General features: G+C 69.4%; 17 protein-coding genes. 7 read left to right on the top strand and 10 right to left on the bottom strand.

Features of this window, described 5'->3' with window-relative positions; genetic code table 11:
• Positions 1 to 58 precede the first annotated feature (58 nt).
• Positions 59 to 1,597, top strand: coding sequence for an FAD-binding protein (locus tag AB0H76_RS11790; protein WP_357321298.1), 1,539 nt, complete (start codon positions 59 to 61; stop codon positions 1,595 to 1,597).
• A 164-nt stretch (positions 1,598 to 1,761) separates the two neighbouring features.
• A complete protein-coding gene (locus AB0H76_RS11785) occupies positions 1,762 to 2,853 on the top strand; it encodes a hypothetical protein (RefSeq protein ID WP_357321295.1) in 1,092 nt (363 codons plus the stop codon).
• On the opposite strand, the gene AB0H76_RS11780 is transcribed toward AB0H76_RS11785, so the two are convergent.
• Positions 2,841 to 4,307, bottom strand: coding sequence for an aldehyde dehydrogenase (locus tag AB0H76_RS11780; RefSeq protein WP_357321292.1), 1,467 nt, complete (start codon positions 4,305 to 4,307; stop codon positions 2,841 to 2,843). The genes AB0H76_RS11785 and AB0H76_RS11780 overlap by 13 nt on opposite strands.
• Positions 4,308 to 4,445: 138 nt before the next feature.
• Here AB0H76_RS11780 and AB0H76_RS11775 point away from each other — a divergent pair, with 138 nt between their 5' ends.
• Positions 4,446 to 5,561 carry an NAD(P)-dependent alcohol dehydrogenase gene (locus AB0H76_RS11775; protein ID WP_357321289.1) on the top strand — a complete coding sequence of 372 codons (1,116 nt, stop codon included), beginning with the start codon at positions 4,446 to 4,448 and terminating at the stop codon, positions 5,559 to 5,561.
• Between the two features lie 52 nt (positions 5,562 to 5,613).
• Here AB0H76_RS11775 and AB0H76_RS11770 read toward each other — a convergent pair whose 3' ends face one another.
• The 9 genes from AB0H76_RS11770 to AB0H76_RS11730 form a co-directional block, all read right to left on the bottom strand.
• Positions 5,614 to 6,324, bottom strand: coding sequence for a hypothetical protein (locus tag AB0H76_RS11770; RefSeq protein WP_357321286.1), 711 nt, complete (start codon positions 6,322 to 6,324; stop codon positions 5,614 to 5,616).
• Positions 6,321 to 6,824 carry a hypothetical protein gene (locus AB0H76_RS11765; RefSeq protein ID WP_357321283.1) on the bottom strand — a complete coding sequence of 168 codons (504 nt, stop codon included), beginning with the start codon at positions 6,822 to 6,824 and terminating at the stop codon, positions 6,321 to 6,323. The genes AB0H76_RS11770 and AB0H76_RS11765 overlap by 4 nt, the downstream gene beginning before the upstream one ends.
• 164 nt (positions 6,825 to 6,988) lie before the next feature.
• A complete protein-coding gene (locus AB0H76_RS11760; protein WP_357321280.1) occupies positions 6,989 to 7,696 on the bottom strand; it encodes a TetR/AcrR family transcriptional regulator in 708 nt (235 codons plus the stop codon).
• A 111-nt stretch (positions 7,697 to 7,807) separates the two neighbouring features.
• A complete protein-coding gene (locus tag AB0H76_RS11755; RefSeq protein WP_357321277.1) occupies positions 7,808 to 9,493 on the bottom strand; it encodes an MFS transporter in 1,686 nt (561 codons plus the stop codon).
• Between the two features lie 183 nt (positions 9,494 to 9,676).
• Entirely contained in the window at positions 9,677 to 10,393 is a 717-nt protein-coding gene (locus AB0H76_RS11750; protein WP_357321274.1) for a TetR/AcrR family transcriptional regulator, read from the bottom strand.
• A 6-nt stretch (positions 10,394 to 10,399) separates the two neighbouring features.
• On the bottom strand, positions 10,400 to 11,581 hold the full coding sequence (locus tag AB0H76_RS11745) for a cytochrome P450 (RefSeq protein WP_357321273.1): 1,182 nt from the start codon (positions 11,579 to 11,581) through the stop codon (positions 10,400 to 10,402).
• Positions 11,578 to 12,003: a DUF6285 domain-containing protein gene (locus AB0H76_RS11740; protein ID WP_357326099.1), complete on the bottom strand. Its 426-nt coding sequence runs from the start codon at positions 12,001 to 12,003 to the stop codon at positions 11,578 to 11,580. Before AB0H76_RS11740 ends, AB0H76_RS11745 begins: the two co-directional genes overlap by 4 nt.
• Positions 12,003 to 13,016, bottom strand: coding sequence for a phosphotransferase family protein (locus AB0H76_RS11735; protein WP_357321270.1), 1,014 nt, complete (start codon positions 13,014 to 13,016; stop codon positions 12,003 to 12,005). Before AB0H76_RS11735 ends, AB0H76_RS11740 begins: the two co-directional genes overlap by 1 nt.
• Positions 13,013 to 14,734 carry an AMP-binding protein gene (locus AB0H76_RS11730; RefSeq protein ID WP_357321268.1) on the bottom strand — a complete coding sequence of 574 codons (1,722 nt, stop codon included), beginning with the start codon at positions 14,732 to 14,734 and terminating at the stop codon, positions 13,013 to 13,015. Before AB0H76_RS11730 ends, AB0H76_RS11735 begins: the two co-directional genes overlap by 4 nt.
• Before the next feature lie 151 nt (positions 14,735 to 14,885).
• Between AB0H76_RS11730 and AB0H76_RS11725 the strand changes: the two genes are divergently transcribed.
• The 4 genes from AB0H76_RS11725 to AB0H76_RS11710 are packed head-to-tail and all read left to right on the top strand — an operon-like array spanning position 14,886 to position 18,930.
• A complete protein-coding gene (locus AB0H76_RS11725) occupies positions 14,886 to 16,103 on the top strand; it encodes an oxygenase MpaB family protein (protein ID WP_357321265.1) in 1,218 nt (405 codons plus the stop codon).
• Between the two features lie 31 nt (positions 16,104 to 16,134).
• Positions 16,135 to 16,917, top strand: coding sequence for a crotonase/enoyl-CoA hydratase family protein (locus AB0H76_RS11720; protein ID WP_357321262.1), 783 nt, complete (start codon positions 16,135 to 16,137; stop codon positions 16,915 to 16,917).
• Between the two features lie 29 nt (positions 16,918 to 16,946).
• The gene (locus AB0H76_RS11715; protein ID WP_357321259.1) at positions 16,947 to 17,723 is read left to right on the top strand and encodes an SDR family NAD(P)-dependent oxidoreductase; all 777 of its coding nucleotides are present in this window, start codon (positions 16,947 to 16,949) and stop codon (positions 17,721 to 17,723) included.
• A gap of 34 nt (positions 17,724 to 17,757) precedes the next feature.
• Positions 17,758 to 18,930 carry an acetyl-CoA C-acyltransferase gene (locus tag AB0H76_RS11710; RefSeq protein ID WP_357321256.1) on the top strand — a complete coding sequence of 391 codons (1,173 nt, stop codon included), beginning with the start codon at positions 17,758 to 17,760 and terminating at the stop codon, positions 18,928 to 18,930.
• Positions 18,931 to 18,947: the final 17 nt, after the last annotated feature.

The following is an 18,947-nucleotide window of genomic DNA, read 5'->3' as shown; positions in this document are numbered from 1 at the left end:
GCCGGCCTCGAGGAAGACTTGGCCGACCGTAGTGACCCGATGCGTGGTGAAGGAATTCATGCCGCTATCCCGTCGTCATTTCTTGGCCGCTTCCGCGTTCGGCACCGCGATGACCGGGATCGCGCCACCGGGTGCGGGTGCTGCGGAACCCGGGGTCATCAAGAAGGGCGAACCCGGTTACGCGGAATTGGCCGAGCGTGGATACAACCGGCGCTATCTCGCGGATCCGCGGAAGATCTTCACTCCCGCCGATACCGAGCAGGTGCGCGGTGCGGTGGAACGCGCGGTGTGCGAGGGGTTGCCGATGGCCGTGCGGTCGGGCGGGCACTGCTTCGAGGATTTCGTGGACAACGCGCGGACACAGGCGATCATCGATCTGCGGCGCCTGGATCGGGTGGCCTGGGACGACGCCCACTCCGCGTTCTCGGTGGGGGCGGGCGCCGACCTGGAAACCGTCTACGCGCAGTTGCTGCGGGCGGGTGTGACGATCCCGGGCGGGATCTGTAAAGGCGTGGGAGCGGGCGGCTATGTGGCCGGCGGCGGCTATGGCCCACTGTCGCGGCAGTTGGGGCTGGTGGCCGATTATTTGTACGGAGTCGAGGTCGTCACCGTCGATCGCACCGGCGCGGCCACCACGGTGCTGGCGACCGAGGACGGCCCGCATGCCGATCTGTGGTGGGCGCACACCGGCGGCGGGGGCGGGAACTTCGGTGTGGTGACGCGCTATCTGCTGCGCGCCGACCTCCCGGCGCCGCCCGGCGGGATGCTGCACACCCGCCTGCTGCTGCCGCCGCTCGGCGAGGAGTCGTTCGTGCGCTTCGTCGGGAACTACCTGGCCTTCTTCGAAAGCCACAGCGCACCGGGCGATCCGTTCGCCAATCTCTATGCGCCCCTGCATATTCGACCGGGCCTCGCGGGCCCCTCCGATGTCCTGATCCTGCTCGATACCGATCGCCACGATCCCCGGGCGCTGCTCGGTGAGTTCCTCGCCGCGATCACCGCGGGTGTGACACCGGCCCCGGTCCTGCTGCCGCCGACGCGCTCCTCGTACGCCGACACCGTGGCGAATGTCTACTACCCCGGGGGCATGCCCGGCGCGCGCGTCAAGGTCAAAGCCGCCTACCTGCGCCGGGCGTATTCGACCGAGCAGCTCCGAATCATCTACCGCTACCTGTCCGATCTCCGGTTCCTCGGCGAATCCCAGTTGGAATTCCTGCCTTTCGGCGGCGCGATCAACGCGGTGCGCGCCGACGCGACCGCCATGCCCGCGCGCGACAGCTTCATGAAAATGCTGATCCACGCCACGTGGCGCCTGCCCGGCGACGACGCGCGGTACCTGGCGTGGGCGCGCGAGATGTATCGCGACATCTACGCCGACACCGGCGGCGTGCCGGTGCCGGACGAGGTCAACGGCGGCAGCTACATCAACTATCCGGATTCGGACCTGGCCGACGACCGCTGGAACACCTCCGGCGTGCCGTGGCACACCCTCTACTACCGCGGCAACTACCAGCGACTCCGCGCCATCAAGGCACGCTGGGACCCCAATTCCGTTTTCCAGCATCGGCTTTCGATCGATCGACCGGACTGGAGCTGACATGAGCACCGGCAAAGCCGTCGCCGCGACCTCGCGCACCCGTTCGGTACGGACCAAAGCTCTTCCACTGCCGAGTCCCGATCCGGATCAGTCGTGACCAATAGTTGCTAGATGTTCGCTACGCTCGGACGGGTTGTAGTCACTTCGAGCACCGGAGGACAGGCATGCGCCATACGGACATTCCGACACACGGCGAGGTGGTCGCACTGGCGGCGGAGAACACGCCGTGGTGCGTCTCCGTCTACACCCCGACCGAGGTGGACACGCCTACTCCGGACAGGAACCGCGTCGCGTTCGAGAATCAGGCCAAACAGGCCCTCGGCCTGGTCGAGGACAAGGCCGCGCGCACGGCCCTGGAGGAGGAATTCGCCGACCTCGCCGCCGACGAAGACTACTGGCGCTACCAGTCGCGGACGCTGGCCGTACTCGCCACCCCGGACCGTATGCGCACCTTCCGGGTACCCAACAATCTCTCCGCGAGCACCACGGTCGGGAGTCGATTCGCCATCAAACCGCTGCTGCGCACCGTCACCTTTCCGCAGGAGGCCTACGTCTTGGCGTTGGCGGAGAACGCGGTGCGGCTGGTCGCGGTGACGGCGGATCGGCCCGCCCGCGACGTCTCGGTCCCCGACCTCCCGCCCGGCCTCAACGACTATCTCGACCTGCCGCCGCTGGGGCGCAACCCGCACGGCCGGTTGCAGGGCGGCGAAGGCCGCAAGGTGCGCATCCGGCAATACTGCCGGGCGGTCGAGCACGCGCTGCGAAACATGCTGTCCGGCAGCGACACTCCCCTGATTCTCGCGGCGGCCGAGCCGACCGCGTCGCTGTATCGCTCGGTGAACAGCTATCCCGGGCTGCTCGCCGAGGGCCTGCCCGGCAATCCGGAGCGCGTCTCCGACACCGAGATCGCCGAGCACGTCCGCACCCTGCTCGACCAGCATTACGCTGAGGAACTCACCGAGCTGCGCACCGAATTCGAGAAGCGCCGCGGTGACGGCCGGGGCCTGGTCGAGCTCACCGACATCGCCCGGGCCGCCACCTTCGGCATCGTGCAGACGCTGTTCGTCGACATCGATGCCGTGGTTCCGGGCACGATCGGCGCGGATGGCGCCATCGCCTACCCGGACGACGCCCCGGACCTCCTAGACGACATCGCGCGCCGTGTCCTGCTCGCCAACGGCCGGGTGCTCGCGGTGCGCGCCGACGATATTCCGGACGGAGTCCCGGTCGCCGCCATCCTGCGCTACGCCGGGTAATCTCCCGGCGTCGCCGACTGCGGCAGGTAGATCGATTTGAGCTGCTGATAGGCGAAGAAACCCTCGGGCCCGAGCTCACGGCCGAGCCCGCTGGACTTGACGCCGCCGAACGGTGCGCCCAAATCGGGGTCGTAGAAGTTGATTCCGATCGTTCCGGTCTCGACGCGGCGCGCGACCTCGAGGCCCCGATCGATATCGGCGGTCCAGACGGTGCCGCCCAGGCCGTACTCGGAGTCATTGGCGATGGTGACGGCCTCGTCCAGATCGTCGTAACCGATGACAGTGAGCACCGGCCCGAAGATCTCCTCCCGGGCGATCCGGCTGTCGTTGCGCACGCCGCCGAACACGGTCGGTTCGACGAACCAGCCCTGGTCGCGGTCGGGCCGGCCGCCACCGGTGGCCAGCACGCCGCCGGCTCTGCCCAGTTCGATGTAGTCCTCCACGCGCCGGCGCTGCCGTTCGCTGACCATCGGCCCGAGTTCGGTTGCGGGATCCAGCGGATCGCCGATCGTCAAGCTTTCGGCCACCGCCACCACCGCACCGAGCACCTCGTCGGCCCGCTGCCGGGGCACCAGAATGCGGGTGGACAGGTGGCAGGTCTGGCCGTTGTTGAGCAACGAGCTCGACGCCAGGCCCTGGGTGATGGTGGTCAGGTCGGCGTCGTCGAGCACGATGGCCGCCGATTTGCCGCCGAGTTCGAGGGTCGCGGGGCGCAGCAGCCGCCCGCAGATCTCCCCGATCGCGCGACCGGCGCCGGTCGATCCGGTGAACGCCACCTTGTGCACACCGGGGTGCGCGACCAGGTGGGCGCCGACGTCCGCGCCACCGCTGACCACATTCAAGACACCCGGCGGTAGACCCGCACGCTCGGCCGCGGCGGCCAGCTCCAAGGCGTCCAAGGTCGTCTCCGGAGCCGGCTTGAGCACCACGGTGCAGCCCGCCGCGAGCGCCGGCGCCACTTTGAACATGGTCAGCAGCTGCGGATAGTTCCACGGGACGATCGCGGCGACGACGCCGACGGGCTCCCGGCGCACCACGGTGATTCCCTTGCCGTCGAGGCGGGGACGGCGCTCCTCGACCGGAACGCTCGCGGCGATCGCCGCGTAATACCGCAGCAGCGCAGGCGGACCCGCGCCCTCGGCGCCGACCGACAGGGTGATCGGCATGCCGTTCTGGACACTGGTCAGCTCCGCCCGGGTCGCGGCCGTCCGCTCCAATTCGGTCGCCAGCCGGGACAGGAGACCGACCCGCTCCTCGAGCGAGATCGCGCCCCATTCCTTCGACCGCAGCGCGCGCCCGGCCGCGTCGACGGCGGCGTCGACATCGCTGGTTCCGCCCTGCGGAATGGTGCCGATGGCCGCACCGGTCGCCGGGGAGATGACCGTGCTGGTCGCCGCGGTGCTCGGCGCCCGCCAGCGGCCGTCGATGAACAGCTCGGTTCGTTCGTAGGACATTGTTCTCCTCTGGCAGGCGGGCTGCGGCGCCATTGAATCTGATACTGACGTCAGGTACAACATCATAGCGGGATCGCGGATGTCAACACCCCCGATCGCGCTCCGAAATCCATTGCGACCACCACGAGAGGACGCCGCATGCGGATCACAGCCGCCGTGCTCCACGCACCCGAGGACCCCTACCGGCTGCAACAGGTCGAGCTGGCCGCGCCCGGGCCGGGCGAGATCCTGGTCCGGATCGCGGCTACCGGCTACTGCCACACCGACGTCCTCCCCCGCACACCCGGATTCCCCACGCCCACACCGATAATCACCGGTCACGAAGGCGCGGGCATCGTCGAGGCGGTCGGAATCGGCGTCGACGCACCGGTGGTGGGCGATCACGTCGTCCTGTCCTACGACGCCTGCCACAGCTGCGGGGCGTGCGCCGCCGGCCACCCGGCCTACTGCGACACCTTCTTCCAGCGCAATCTGGGTGGCACCGGAATCAGCGGCCCCGGCCCGGTCAGCGACCTCGACGGCGTGCCGATCGCGGCCCGCTGGTTCGGCCAGTCCTCGTTCGCCACGCACACGGTCGTGTCCGCGCGCAATGCCGTCGTGGTCGACCGCGAGCTTCCGCTGGCCGTGCTGGCTCCGCTCGGGTGCAGCGCGCAAACCGGGGCCGGGTCGATCCTGCTCGCGCTCGACGTCCGGCCGGGCACCGCGGTCGCGATCTTCGGCGCGGGCGCGGTGGGACTCAGTGCCGTCATGGCCGCGCGCGTCGCCGGGGCGAGCGCCATCGTCGCGGTCGACCTGAATGCCGAAAGACTCGTACTGGCAGCGGAACTGGGTGCGACGCACACCATCTACGGCGCGGCGGCGGACCTGGCCGCGCAGCTCGTCGCCGCCACCGGCGGTGGCGCGCACGCCTGCCTGGACACCACCGGTGTGCCCGCCGTGATCGGAGTCGCGCTCGACGTGCTCCGGCCGATGGGCACCTGCGGACTGATCGGCGTGCAGCAGGGCGACCTGGCGCTGCCGCCGGCCACGCTCGCGGTCGGGCGCACCCTCACCGGGATTCTGGAGGGCGACGCCGTACCGCGGATCCTCATCCCGCGACTGATCGAGCTCTGGCAGCAGGGTCGGTTCCCGCTCGACAAGCTGGTCACCACTTACCCGTTCGACCAGATCAACGCGGCCGAACAGGCCGCGCTGCGCGGTGCGGTGGTCAAGCCGGTCCTGGTCATGCCGGGGCCGGGCAACGGCGCGGCCTGACCGCGCTGCGGAACGGACGGCCCCGCGGTGTCCGCGGGGCCGTCCGGCCTGCCTACTGCGGGGTCGGCTGCTGCAACTCCTGCAGCGGATCGCGCCCCGCGGCCCGCTCGGCCTGCATGTGGTGGAAAGTGGCTGTGCCCGCGGCGATTCCGACCGGAATCGCGACGGCGAGTCCGCCGACGGTGGCCCCGAGACCACCGAACGCGACCGCACCCACCAGACAGGTGGCGGCCATGACGGGCAGGATCAGCGTGCCCGCCGTCGCGGCCGTCAGCAGCGTGCCGCCGGTGAGGATGCCGAACGGGCAGCCGATAGCCGCGCCGATCACCGATCCGGCGGCGCCGCCCACGGCGAACGCGCTGGCCATGTGGCCGTTGGCGACCTTGACCGCGACCAGAAGATCGATGGCCGTGGTGTTCTCCTCGGCGACCGGCGCGGCAGCGGGCGCCGCCGCGGGCGCGGCAGTGTCCTCGGCAGCGAGTCCGGTGGTGTCGATCGGCGTCCCGGCCACGGTCTGCCCGGCGCCGTCGCGCAGGTCGAATTGGCCGGCCCGCATCGCTACCGATCCGAGCGGGGTGGTGAGTACGGCCGCGCCGTTCGAGCCGCCGTCGGTGTACTGGATTCCCGGCGCCAGGGTGACCGACAGCGAGCCGGGCTGCGCGGCGTCCGAGAGCGCGGGATCGGCGGTGGCCGTGCCCGCGGCGATACCGAGCGCCACCGCGGTCAGGGCGGTCAGCGCCGGTCCCTGCGTTTTGAGCCTCATCCTTGTTCTCCTGAAGTAGCCGGAAGCTCCTGCGCGATAAGATTTTTGGAACGCAGCGAGTTGTACTGCCGATCCAGCTCGGCCAGCATCGACGGCGAGCCGGACAGGACCGCGCCCGCGGTGCCGCCGAGGAAGCCGAGCGTGCCCGCGCCGATGACGCAGCCGCCGATCACTCCGATCGGGGTGAGCACGGGCATCGGCAGCGTCAGGGTGCCGCCGGTCAGCGCGCCCAGCGGGCAGCCGATGACGAAACCGGCGGTGGCTCCGATCACGCGCCCGAGGCTGGAATCGACGGCGAACGCGGTGTTCACCGCGGCCAGCGCGTTCAGGTATTCGATCGTCGGGTCCACGGCGCGAGCGGGCTGGTCGACCGCCGCGACCTGCGCGGCGGGGACGGTGGCCGGACCGGTGGCCTCGGCGGCCGCGGCGCCGGAGCCGACGGCCGCCACGGCGGTGAGGGCCAGCGCGGTCAGCGCCGATACCCGGGTGAATTCTCTCATTGGCGAGATGTGCTTTCTGGACAGCAGCATGAAATCTCATGGAGCAGCGAATGATTGATGCCCGCCGGCAAGAGGAAACGGTCGGCGAGTCCCTGATTTATACCTGACGTCACCTTCAGATTTGTGAAGTTTCGTCGAATCGGTTCGGTAATCGCCGACCGCTTCTAGTCGGTCAGCCCGATCGCCCTGCTCCACATATCAGCTAGAAAGCGACCCGACTCGACCGGCGGCATCGGCCGCTTCGCGGGATCGAAAGAATAGGTCAGATAGCAGAATCGGTCCGCCATCGCGCACAACGCGCGGGCGGTGGCGGCGGGATTGGCGACCGGCGGGAAATGCCCGGCCTTCTCGCCATTCCGCAGTGCCGCTTCGACACTCCCCTCGATGGCGCGAGTGAGTTCGCGCCGCACCGAAGCCAGCGCCGGCTCGGTTTGGCAGACCTCTTCCCACACCTGATTGAACGCGGCGTGCTCGGCGTAGGTCTTGGTGTATTCGGTGAGCATTTCCACCAGCAGGGCCTTGCCGCCCTGACCCGACCAATTGACGTGACCGCCGTTGAGTGCGTCGTTCACATAGGAATGCACCAGTGCGGCCATGACATCGGAGCGGTCCTTGAAGTACTGGTAATAGGTACCCAGGCTGACTTCCGCGAGCTGACTGATCTGCGCGACCGAGGTAGCGCCGAAGCCCTGCCGTTCGAACAGGTCACGGGCGGCGTCGAGCAGTCGTTGCCGGGTGGCGGCGCCTTTGGTGCCGGGAGCCAGGATCTTGCCGTCCTGCCGCCGCGCGGGCAGTTGCTCCCGATCGGCATCGGCCTCTTGCGAAACCTTGCGCCCCACCGGAACCCGCGTCTTACCCACCTTGGCTGCCATGCCCGCTCCCCAGGAAGTCGAATTTTCGTTCGCCATCGTAGCCATATGATGTCAGATTCAGATTCGAGGGGCCGCGGGCGACGACCCGCGAGTCGCCGCCCGCCCGGGTCACTACCGCGTTCGATCGTGCCCGGTGCGCGCCAGATCATCCAGCTCCCGCGACACCTCTCGCTCGTGCTTGTCGAAGTCCTCGGCCGCGCGCCGCGGACTCCATCGGCCCCGGATCAGGAAGACGGTCGGCAGGAATACGAGCTGGCCGATGACGCACACCCAGAACCAGGTCTGCCACTGCCCGGGCAGATCGCGTTCGGCGGCCGCCACCTCGGGCCCGAATTCGGCCAGGACGGCCAGGTCGTCGGTCGCGGCGGTGACCACGCCCAAGCGCTGCAGCCCGACCTCGGCGACCGCGCGTACGGCCAGTTCCGGCGGAATCTGATCCCGCGGATACTTACCGAGCTCGGTGAACAGCGCCGGGTCCTCGGCGATGATCGCCAGCGCCGGTCCCGCGCGCCTCTCGGCGTCGTCGACATCGGTGCCGTGCTCCACGATCGGGGTGATACCGCTGACGATGACGGCGATCGAGATCGCGGCCATGACCATGATCAACCGGGTGGCCCAGCCCCAGATCGCCAGACCCACGATCGTCGCGGCGGGTCCGTGCCGTTCGATGTTCTCGGTGTAGCCCGCCAGCCACGGCCCGTAGGACACCGACCCGACGATGCCGAGCACGACCAGCGTCCCGACGAAGGTCGCGTACGAGGTGTCCTTGTCGGTGGCGATGGTGGCGAAGAAGCACATCACCGCGAGCGAGGCCAGCGAGCCGAGCAGGATGAACGGCTTACGCACCCGCAGCCGATCCGACAGCACGCCCGCGCCGACCAGGGCGAGCGCCTGCGCGGCCCAGGCCCAGTTGTTGAGTGAGTTCGCGCGCTGCTCCGGCCAGTCGTGGACGACGACGAAGAAGATGACGCTGTTGCCGACCATGGTCAGATAGAAGAGCAGCGAGAAGCCCACCCCGACGGCCGGCAGTACGACATCCGCGCGCAGGACACTGCGCAGGCTCGGGCGCTCCTGCGGCTCGGCGGGTTCCGCGCCGCGGGCCTCGATCAGATCGCGATCGTGGGTGGACACGATGACCTGGTTGCGGATGGCCGGGGCGAGGTCGCGCAGGCCGATGATCGCGAGTACCGCGACGACGATTCCGGTGCCGCCCGCGTAGCGGATCACGTCCTGCCAGGACGAGGTGTCGAGCGTGAGGCTGGCGACCACCGCGACCACCAGGCTGCCCAGCACCGGGCCGGTGTTCCACAAGCCCATCGCGGTGGCGCGGCCCAGCTGGGGCGAGAAGTCGCGGACCATCGTCGGGGAGGCGACCAGGATGAGTCCCTCGACGAATCCGGCCAGCACCGAGAGCAGCAGGAACGTTTCCTTGTTGGGCGCGTAGGGCACCGCGAAGGTGGTGATCAGGCCGACGAACAACAGCCCGTAGGCGACGATGTTCGCCCGGCCCCAGCGATCCGCCAGCCCCGCGGCCAGCGCGGCGATGGCACCCGCCAGGCCGCCGAGCAGTGAGGCGGCGGCGAGGAAGCCGTAGGACATGTCGAAGCTCTTCATCATCGACACCGCGACAGCGGGCGCCACATAGATCATGAAATAGAGCGAGACCGTGGCCAGCACGATGAGGGCGAGGTTTCGATACCGCGGCCCGTTCTCGGGATAGTGGTCGAGCTCGCGATGGAACAGGCGAGCTGCCGCGCTTTCGGCAGGCGGTCGCGGAAGGGGTGGTGCGACGGTCATGAGGTGACTCCGAGTTCAACATTGAATCGAGCGCACGCCACGGCGAGGAATGCGTGGCGGGGTGCGAGGCGAATAGCTGGCCGCGCGAGAACGGGCGGATCGCGGAGGCGGCCGCCTCCCATTATTAGTATGTGACGTCAGTCTCAGATTTTTGCTCAGGTCGGCCTGCGTGTCAAGGCTCACTCATTCCGAGCGCAGCACCTGCCACCACAGATCGGTCAGCAACCGCGCACTCTCGCGCCAGTCCATCGCGGCGCCGCGCTGATCGAAACTGTAAGTAAGGAAACAGAATCGGTCCGCCATGGCGGTCAGCGCCCGCGCGGTGGCCGCGGCGTCGCCGGGTGGATCCAGCACGCCGTGCTCGATGCCGCGGCGCAATTGCTGCTCGACGCCGCGTTCGAGAAAATGGGTGAGGCGGCGGCGCGCGTCGGCGAACGCCGGATCGATCTGGCAGACCTCCTCCCAGGCCCCGGCGAACGCGGCATTGCCGAGGTAGTCGCGCACATAGAAATCGAGCAGCGCGGCGATGCCCGCCCGGCCGTCGTCGACGCTCCAGGCCAGTGCCGCGTTGGACACCAGCGCGGCGACATAACCCAGCACGAGCGTCGACATGATGTGCGCGCGATCGGTGAAGTACTGATAGAAGGTGCCCTGGCTCAGCCCGGCGTGCTCGCTGATCTGGAGCACGCTCACCGCGCCGTAGCCGTGCTGCTCGAACAGGGTGCGCGCCGAGGTCAGCAGGCGTTGCCGGGTGAGCGCGCCGCGGCGGCCGAGCTTGCCGGTGCGGCCCTGCGCCCGGCCGCGGGCCAGCGGTTCGGTGACCGCGAGCAGGGCGGTCGCCGCCGCGGCGTCGAGATCGAACTCCGCCCCCGCGATCCGGATCGGCTCGGGCTCAGGCATATCGGCTCAGGTTGTCCACCGCACCGGTACCGAGATCAGGTCGCGGAAGGCCGGCAGATCCAGCCGCCGGCGCACCGCGTCCGCGTCGATCGACCAGTCGCTCATGAGCGGGATGAGTTCTGCCAGCGCCGAGCGGAGTTCGGACCGGGCCAGCCACGAGCCCAGGCAGACGTGCGGCCCGGAACCGAACCCGATGTGCTGGCGGGTATTTCGGTGGATGTCGAAGGTGCCCGGGTTGTCGAAGACCGCCGGGTCGCGGTTGGCGGCGCCGAACATCATCACGACGGTCTCGCCGGATCGCATAGTGTGCCCGTGCAACTCGACGTCCTCGGTGAGCCGGCGCGCGAATCCCTGGACGGGCGACTCGAATCGGATCACCTCCTCCACGGCGGCGGGGATCAGCGAGCTGTCCCGCCGCAACTCCGCGAGCTGCTCGGGGTGCGCTAGCAGGAGCAGGACCGCGTGGTTCAGCACCGAGGAGGTCGTCGCGTTGCCCGCGAGCATGAGCAGGCTGCAGAAGTCGATGATCTCGATCTCGGTGAGGGTGCCCTGCTCGTCCATCGCGGTGACCATCCGGCTGATCAGGTCGTCCCGCGGGTGCTGCCGCCGTTCCAGCATCGCGGTGCCGAAACACTGCACGGCTTCGCCGATCGCGGTGTTCAGCACCTCGAGATCGGGCTCCTCGACCCAGGCGGCGGAATTGAAAACCTCACTCCAGCGCCGATAGTCGGCCCAGCGCTCCGGATCGATACCCAGGTAGGCGCCGATCACCCTGGTCGGCATCTGCTCCGCGAACAGGGTGGCGAAGTCGAATCCGCCGTCCGCCCGGGTAGCCGCCACCTGCGCGACGAGTTGGTGCACCACCTCATCGATCCGGGCGCCCAGCGACTTCACCGTGCCCGGCGTGAACTCCTTGCTCAGGATCGACCGCAGGCGCTTGTGGGCCGGGTCGTCGGCGGCGACCATCGACGATCCGCCCGCTCCGGGGCGGTACGCGACGCCCTGCGCCGAGGAGTAGACCGTCGGCGTGCGCAACGCGCGTGCGACATCGGCGTGCCGGGTCAGCAGCCACACGTCGGGTTGCTCGAGCCGGAGCACCGGCGCTTCGGCGTGCAGCCGGGCGAAGGTCGGGTACGGGTCCTGCTGGAAGTCTTTGTCCCACAGATTGAACAGCAGCGGTTCACTCATACTCGGTCCTCCTTGACCGTGTCGCCGCGATCGGCGGCAACGGGATATCTCGGGTTGATCAGTTGCAAGCGCCGCAGCGTGTAGTCGTGCAGCGCCTTCAGCAGTTCTGGAGATCGGTGGTCGCAGCGGCCGTCGCGGATCGCGGTCGCGAGGGCGGACAACAGCTGTTCGTCGGATTCGATGGCAGCGGAGTCGAATCCGGGCTCGCCGGTGCCGATGTCTGGCAGCAAGGCGTGCAGGGCTCGTCGATCTTCATCGAAATATGCTGGTCCGGAGCGCACTTCGCGTTCGACGCCGCGCAGTGCGCGGGCGGCGACGCGGGCGTTGTAGCGCTCGGCTCCGGAGAGGGCCGCTCCCCCGGGCCCTTCGAGCCATTCGGCGACGGCTTCGAGCATGTCGGCCGCGTCCGGGATCATCTGCATCACAGGCCTTCCAGCAGCAGGAGTAGGTCGTATTCGGCCTCGATCAGGCGGCGGCCGATAGCGGCGAGTTCGACGCTGCGGACATCGCCGCGGCGGTGGATGTCGAATTGGGTAAGGCAGGTCACGGCCCATTTGAGGGTGCCGTAGGTTTCCCAGAAGCGGAGATCGGCTGGGCTGATGGGTCTTCCGCCCGCGGCGACGTAGGCCCGGAGCAGTTCGGCGCGTCCGGTGAAGCCGCCCGCCGGTTTGTCGTCGGCGCCGAAACGCCAGGCGCGCACGCAGAACCAGCCGAGGTCTTCGGCGGGCTGCCCGGCGTGGGCCAGTTCCCAATCGAGGACCGCGGACAGGCCGCTCTCTTCGACCATGAGGTTGCCGGTGCGGACATCACCGTGCACGAGTGCCGGAGCCACCGGCTCGGGCAGGTTCGCCGCGAGCCACCGGACGGCCAGTTCCAGCACCGGCGATTGCACGCCGGACCCGCGCAGGTACGAAACCAAGCCCGCCAGTGCGGATTCCGCGGTCGTCGCCGGACCGAGGAACCCGATCTGATCGACGCTCACCGTATGAATACGCGCGAGCGCCTCCCCTACTTGCGCCCCCAGCTTCGGACGCGCAGCGGCAAACCGCTCATCGCGCAGCAACTTCCGCGGAATGGTCTCCCCTTCGAGAAACTCCATCACGAAGAACGCGGGACTGTCCCCGTCCACGGATTCCGCGAGCACGCGGGGCACCGGCACGCCCGCACGATGCACGACACGCAGCAACTCGGCCTCGTCACGACGGCTGCTGGTCGGCACGCCCGGCCGGTCCCGGCGAATGATGATCGGCGCACTCCCCTGCCCCGTACGGAGTTGAGCGCGCCAGGTCTCGAGCGACGCGCCGCCGGTCAGCGGCCGTAATTCGGTCAGCTCGATCGGAGAGGCATCGACCGGGGCAGCGCCATGCGCTGGCATGGCCGCACTTATTGCGGCGGTGATGGATTCGGCGAATGCCGAGCGGGCTGATGTGGTCATCGGCGAGTTCCTTCCGGGTCGGGTTCGCGGGTAGACGCGTAGGTCTGTCGGAGCTGGTCTTTGCGCAGTTTGCCGGTGGCGGTGCGGGGCAGCGGTCCGTCGTGGATTTCGATGGCGCTGGGGATCTTGAAGGCCGCCAGGCGCTCCCCTACTCGTGCGCGAGCGGCCTGCTCGTCGAACCGCTCCGGTGTGACCGGATCGGCCAGGCGGACGATCGCCAGCACCTCCTCGCCCAGCCGGGGGTGCGGGCGCCCGATGATCGCGGCCTCGGCGATCTGCGGATCGTCGCCGAGGATGTGCTCGATCTCGGCGCAGTAGACGTTCTCGCCGCCGCGAATCACGATGTCCTTGCTGCGGTCGGTGATGTAGAGGTTGCCGTGCTCGTCGAGGCGGCCGAGGTCGCCGGTGCGCAGCGCGCCGTCGAGGAAGGCCGCCGCGGTCTCGGCGGGGCGATTCCAGTATCCGCGCACGATATTGGGTCCCGCCAGCACTATCTCGCCGACTGTCCCCGGCGCGACCCGCCGGCCGTCCTCGTCCACGATGCCGACCTCGACGACCGGGCACGGACGCCCGACGCTGGTCGGGTTCGCCGTATAAGAGTCGCCGATGTTCGTGGTCGCGTTGGCCGAGCTCTCGGTCAGCCCGTACCCGACGCCGACCGACGCGTTCGGCATCGCCCGCCGGATCGCGGTGACCAGGCTCGGCGCGGACGGCGCGCCCCCGTATCCGACGTAGGTGACGCTGGACAGGTCCCGCCCCGCCCCCGCCTCGACGATCGCCTGGATCGTGGTCGGCACGCCCATCAGCCGGGTGAGCCGCTCGCGTTCGATCAGCTCGACCGCCACGTCGGCGTCGAACTTGTTGAGCAGCACGAGTTTCGAGCCCTGCGCTACCGCCGCGACCAAGGTCGCGTGACATCCGGTCGCGTGGAACAGCGGGACGGTCACCAGCACGCTGGCCTGCGGTGGGGTCGCGGGAGCCGCCACCGGCTCGGCGAGCCGCGCCGCCGCCGCACCCCAATACAGCAGGTTCATCACATTGGTCGTCATGTTCCGATGCGTGCCGACCGCGCCCTTGGGGCGGCCGGTGGTGCCGGAGGTGTAGAAGATGGTGGCGTCGTCATCGGGATCGATATCGACTGCGGGCAAGGCGAATTCGGCGTCCAGCTCGATCTCGGCCAGTTCGCGCACGCTCGCCGCACCCGGCGCTTGGGCCGGGCCGTCGAGGGTGATCACATCGATCCGGTCGAGCCGCCCGGACAAGCGGGCCAACCGGGCCGCATCGGCAAAAAGGACCGTCGCCCCACTGTCCCGGATCGCGTACTCCAGTTCGTCGCCGGCGCCCCAGCTGTTGAGCGGGACGACGACCGCGCCGGCCGCCGCGGCACCCCAGAAGGCGACGCTCCACTCGATCCGGTTGCTGGCGGCGACGGCGACCCGAGCACCGGGCCGCACGCCCAGCTCGGCGACCAGCCAGCGGGCCACCGCGGCCGCGGCCCGCGCATGGCGGGCATAGGTCCAGCGCTGCTCACCGTGGACCAGATACTCCAGCTCGCCCCAGGTGAGCGAGTTCGCGAGGAGTTCGGCCAGGCTGCGGGGCGCATTGCGCCACACCCGCATCCGGCGGCCGTGGACCGCCTCGGTCACGACCTCGAACGGCTGCCCGGCCGCGGTGAGTTCATCGGCCACCCGGGTGGCGTCGGGAACCTCGATCGACATGTAGCGCCCTACTTTCCGCTGCGCTGCGTTCAGATGATTGACGGCAGGTGCCGCTCGCATTATCGTAATCTGACGTCAGGTTCAGATTCAAGGCTTTGCCCCGCGCTCGCGGTTACGGCAGACCTGCATTCACTCAGCGAAGAGGACCACCATGGAAGCGGCATCCACCACCGGCGACGTGTCCATCCCGTCGCGTTTCCGCGCAGATCCGGACTGGGCTCGCTCCTCGAGCGCGGGCTTTCGTAAGTTGGTCGGCCCCGACCCGGACCCGACCCAGGCCGAACTCGACACCATCGTCGCGGGCCTGACCAGCAGCGATCCGCTCGGCGCGACACTGGCCGACGCGATCGCCGCGCGCGAGGTAACGCTCAAACAATTCCGCGAGGTACTCGCCGGCGGGCTGCGCCCCGACAGCCCGGAGCCGCTGCGGGCGTTCTTCACCGAGGTGCAGGCCCGCCCCGACTGGGTCGACGACCAGTTGCTGGTCCGCGGCGCGGAACTGATGCGCCAAGCCGGCACTGTGATGGTCGACGTCCTGGACACCGCGCTGGTCAACGGCTACCGCAGTTCGGCGAACACATTGCTGCTCAACCTGACCGGCGGACTGTCCCACCGGCCCCTGCGCCGCCTGGGCGAGACCCTGAAGTGGACCGTGGAGTGCGTGCGCGCGGGCGGGCTGGACCGCGACCGGCAGGGCTGGCAACTGACCGTGCACGTCCGCCTGATGCACGCCCTGATCAACCGGCACTACGCGCGCGACGCCGAGTGGGACTTCGCCACCTACGGGATGCCGATCAACCAGGCCGATCAGGGCGCCACCCTCGGATTGCATTGCAGCTACTACCTCTTGGGGGTCCGGCTGCTCGGCATGCCGATCACGCGCGGGCAGTCGGCGGCGGTGATGCACCTGTGGCGCTACATCGGCTGGCTGCTCGGAGTCCAGGACTACTGGCTGCCCCGCGACGAGGCGGACGGGCGGCGCAAGTTCTACCACCTGTCGGTGACCGCGCCGGGCCCCGACGACAACTCGCGCCTGCTCGCGGCGGCGTTCGAAACAGCGCGGGCGGAGATCCACTACCCGCGCTTCGGTAAGGCGATGCACCGCTATCACTCCGCCAAGACCCGCAGCATCTTCAGCGTGCTCATCGGCCGCCGGGGCCTGCGCGAGGATCTGGGCCTGACCGCGTCCTGGCCGTGGTATTTCCTGCTGCGCGTGCCGGCCAATCTCGTGCTGCACGGCATCATCGCGAACCTGCCCGGCGGTCGCGCGCTGATGCTCGCCCGCGGCGAGCGTCAGCTCGACATCGCGCTGTCCCGGCTCTTCCCGGACGGCCCGGCCGCCATCGGCCAACTACGCCACGGCAATTGACTTCTCGCTCAACCACTTTCGGAGACTCATCATGACCGACACGAACACCGCCGAACCGGTGGTGCTGACCGAGGTGCGCGACGGCATCGCCGTCGTCACCCTGAACCGGCCACAGGCCCGCAACGCCATCGACTACGCGGTGGCCGTCGCGGTCGCCGCCGCGATGGACGAGTTCGACGCCCGCGCCGACGTGCGCGTCATCGTGCTCACCGGGGCGGGCCCGACATTCTGTGCCGGAATGGATCTCAAGGCCTTCCTCCAGGGCGAGGTGCCCGCGCTGCCCGGCCGCGGCCTGGCCGGGCTGACCGAGGCGCCCCCGGGCAAACCGCTCATCGCCGCCGTCGAAGGACATGTCCTGGCCGGCGGATTCGAGATCGCGCTGGCCTGCGACCTGATCGTCGCGGCCGACACCGCGTCGTTCGGCCTGCCCGAGGTCAAGCGCGGGCTCGTCGCGGCCGGTGGCGGACTGCTGCGGCTGCCCAAACGTATCCCCTACCAGGTCGCACTGGAAACGGCGCTGACCGGCAACCCTCTGGACGCGCACCGCGCGTACGCGCTGGGCTTGGTGAACCGCCTCGCCGATCCCGGCAAGGCCCTCGCCACCGCCCTCGAACTGGCGCAGGAGATCGCCGCCAACGGCCCCCTCGCGGTGCAGGTCACCAAACAGGTGCTGAGCCGGTCCGCGGCGTGGTCCCCGCAGCAGATGTGGGAGCAGCAAAGCGCCCTCACCACACCGGTATTCGTCTCGGCCGACGCCCGCGAGGGCGCGGCGGCCTTCGCCGAGAAGCGCGCACCCCACTGGACCGGTCGCTGACCGCGACCCGGCAATCACCAAGGAGAACAATGGACATCAAGGGAACCTCGGCCGTCGTCACCGGCGGCGCCTCCGGGCTCGGCCTGGCCACCGCGCAACGGCTGCTCGAACACGGCGCCAGCGTGGTGCTACTGGACCTGCCCACCTCCCAGGGCGCGCAGGTCGCCGCGGAACTGAGCGAACAGTTCTCGGGCACCGCGCATTTCGCGCCCGGTGACGTGCGCGACGAGGCGACCGTTCAGGCCGCGATCGCCCGGGCCGCCGAACTGGCGCCGCTGCGCGTCGCGGTGAACTGCGCGGGCACCGGCAATGCCATCCGCACGGTCGACAAAACTGGAAAGCCGTTCCCGCAGGCCGACTTCGAGCGCATCGTCGGCATCAATCTGTTCGGCACCTTCAACGTGCTGCGCCTGGCGGCCGCCGAGATGACGAAGAACGAGACCCGCGACGGCATGCGCGGCGTCATCGTGAACACCGCCTCGGTCGCCGCGTTCGAAGGGCAGATCGGCCAGGCCGCCTACTCCGCCTCCAAGGGCGGCGTCGTCGGCCTGACCGTTCCGGTCGCCCGGGACCTGGCCGTCTGGGGCATCCGGGTGGTCACCGTCGCACCGGGTCTGATGCACACCCCCATTCTCGGCGAGCTCTCCCAGGAGGTACTCGACGCGATCGGCAGCGGCGTGCCCCATCCGTCCCGCCTCGGGCGGCCCGCGGAATTCGCGCACCTGGTCGGCGCGATCGTCGAGAACGACTACCTCAACGGCGAGGTCATCCGCATCGACGGCGCGCTGCGCCTCCCGCCCAAGTAGATCCGTAATCCGCTCGTATCCAAGGAGTTCAACAATGCGTGATGCTGTCATCGTCGAAGCGGTCCGGACCGCGATCGGGCGCGGTAAACCGGGCGGGGCGCTGGCGGGTGTGCACCCCGTCGACCTGTCCGCCCAGGTCCTGCAAGACCTCGAGGCCCGCACCGGCCTCGACGCGGCCGGTGTGGACGATGTGATCTGGGGCTGCGTCTCCCAGGTCGGTGAGCAGGCCGCCGACATCGCCCGCTACGCGGTGCTGGCCGCGGGCTGGCCGGAGTCCGTCCCGGGCGTCACGGTGGACCGGCAGTGCGGATCCTCGCAGCAGGCCGTGCATCAGGCGGCCGCCGGGGTGATCGCCGGGCAGTACGACATCGTCGTGGCCGGCGGCGTCGAATCGATGTCGCGGATCCCGATGGGCGCCGCGTTCGTCGAAGGCAAGCTGGGCATCCCGTTCAGCTCGGGCATCACCAACCGGTATCCGGGCGTCGTGTTCAACCAGGGCGTCAGCGCGGAGATGATCGCGGCCGAATACGGTTTGAGCCGTACCGAAGTCGATGAGCACGCGCTGGAATCCCATGCGCGCGCGGCCGCCGCGATCGACGCGGGGCGTTTCGCCGCCCAGATCTCGCCGGTCACCGTCCGGCACGAGGACGGCACCCAGCACCAGGTCACCGTCGACGAGGGCGTTCGCCGCGACGGCACCCCGGAAACGCTTGCCCGGCTGCGCACCTCGTTCGCCGAGGACGGCGTCGTCACCGCCGCGAACGCCTCGCAGATCTCCGATGGCGCGGCCGCGATCCTGGTCACCACCAGCGAGATCGCCGCGGCCAACGGCTGGACGCCGCTGGCGCGCTTCCACACCGGCACCGTGCTCGGCGTCGACCCCGTGACGATGCTCAAGGGCCCGATCCCGGCCACCGCGAAGGTCCTGGACCGCGCGGGCCTGCGGATTTCCGATATCGGCGCCTTCGAGATCAACGAGGCCTTCGCGTCGGTGACGCTGGCCTGGCTGCGCGAGACCGGTGTCGAGCCCGAGCTGCTCAATCCGAACGGCGGCGCGATCGCGCTCGGCCATCCGCTCGGCGCCTCCGGCGCGCGTTTGATGACAACTCTGCTACATCACATGCGGGACAACAATATTCGCTACGGACTCCAGGCAATGTGTGAAGGGGGCGGCCAGGCCAACGCCACCGTTCTCGAACTGCTCTGAGCCACTCCGCATCCCCT

The sequence above is a fragment of the Nocardia sp. NPDC050712 genome (assembly GCF_040654295.1).
Taxonomy (GTDB): domain Bacteria; phylum Actinomycetota; class Actinomycetes; order Mycobacteriales; family Mycobacteriaceae; genus Nocardia.
The sequence above is the reverse complement of the archived record's forward strand: the minus strand, read 5'-3'. Positions and strand labels throughout refer to the sequence as shown.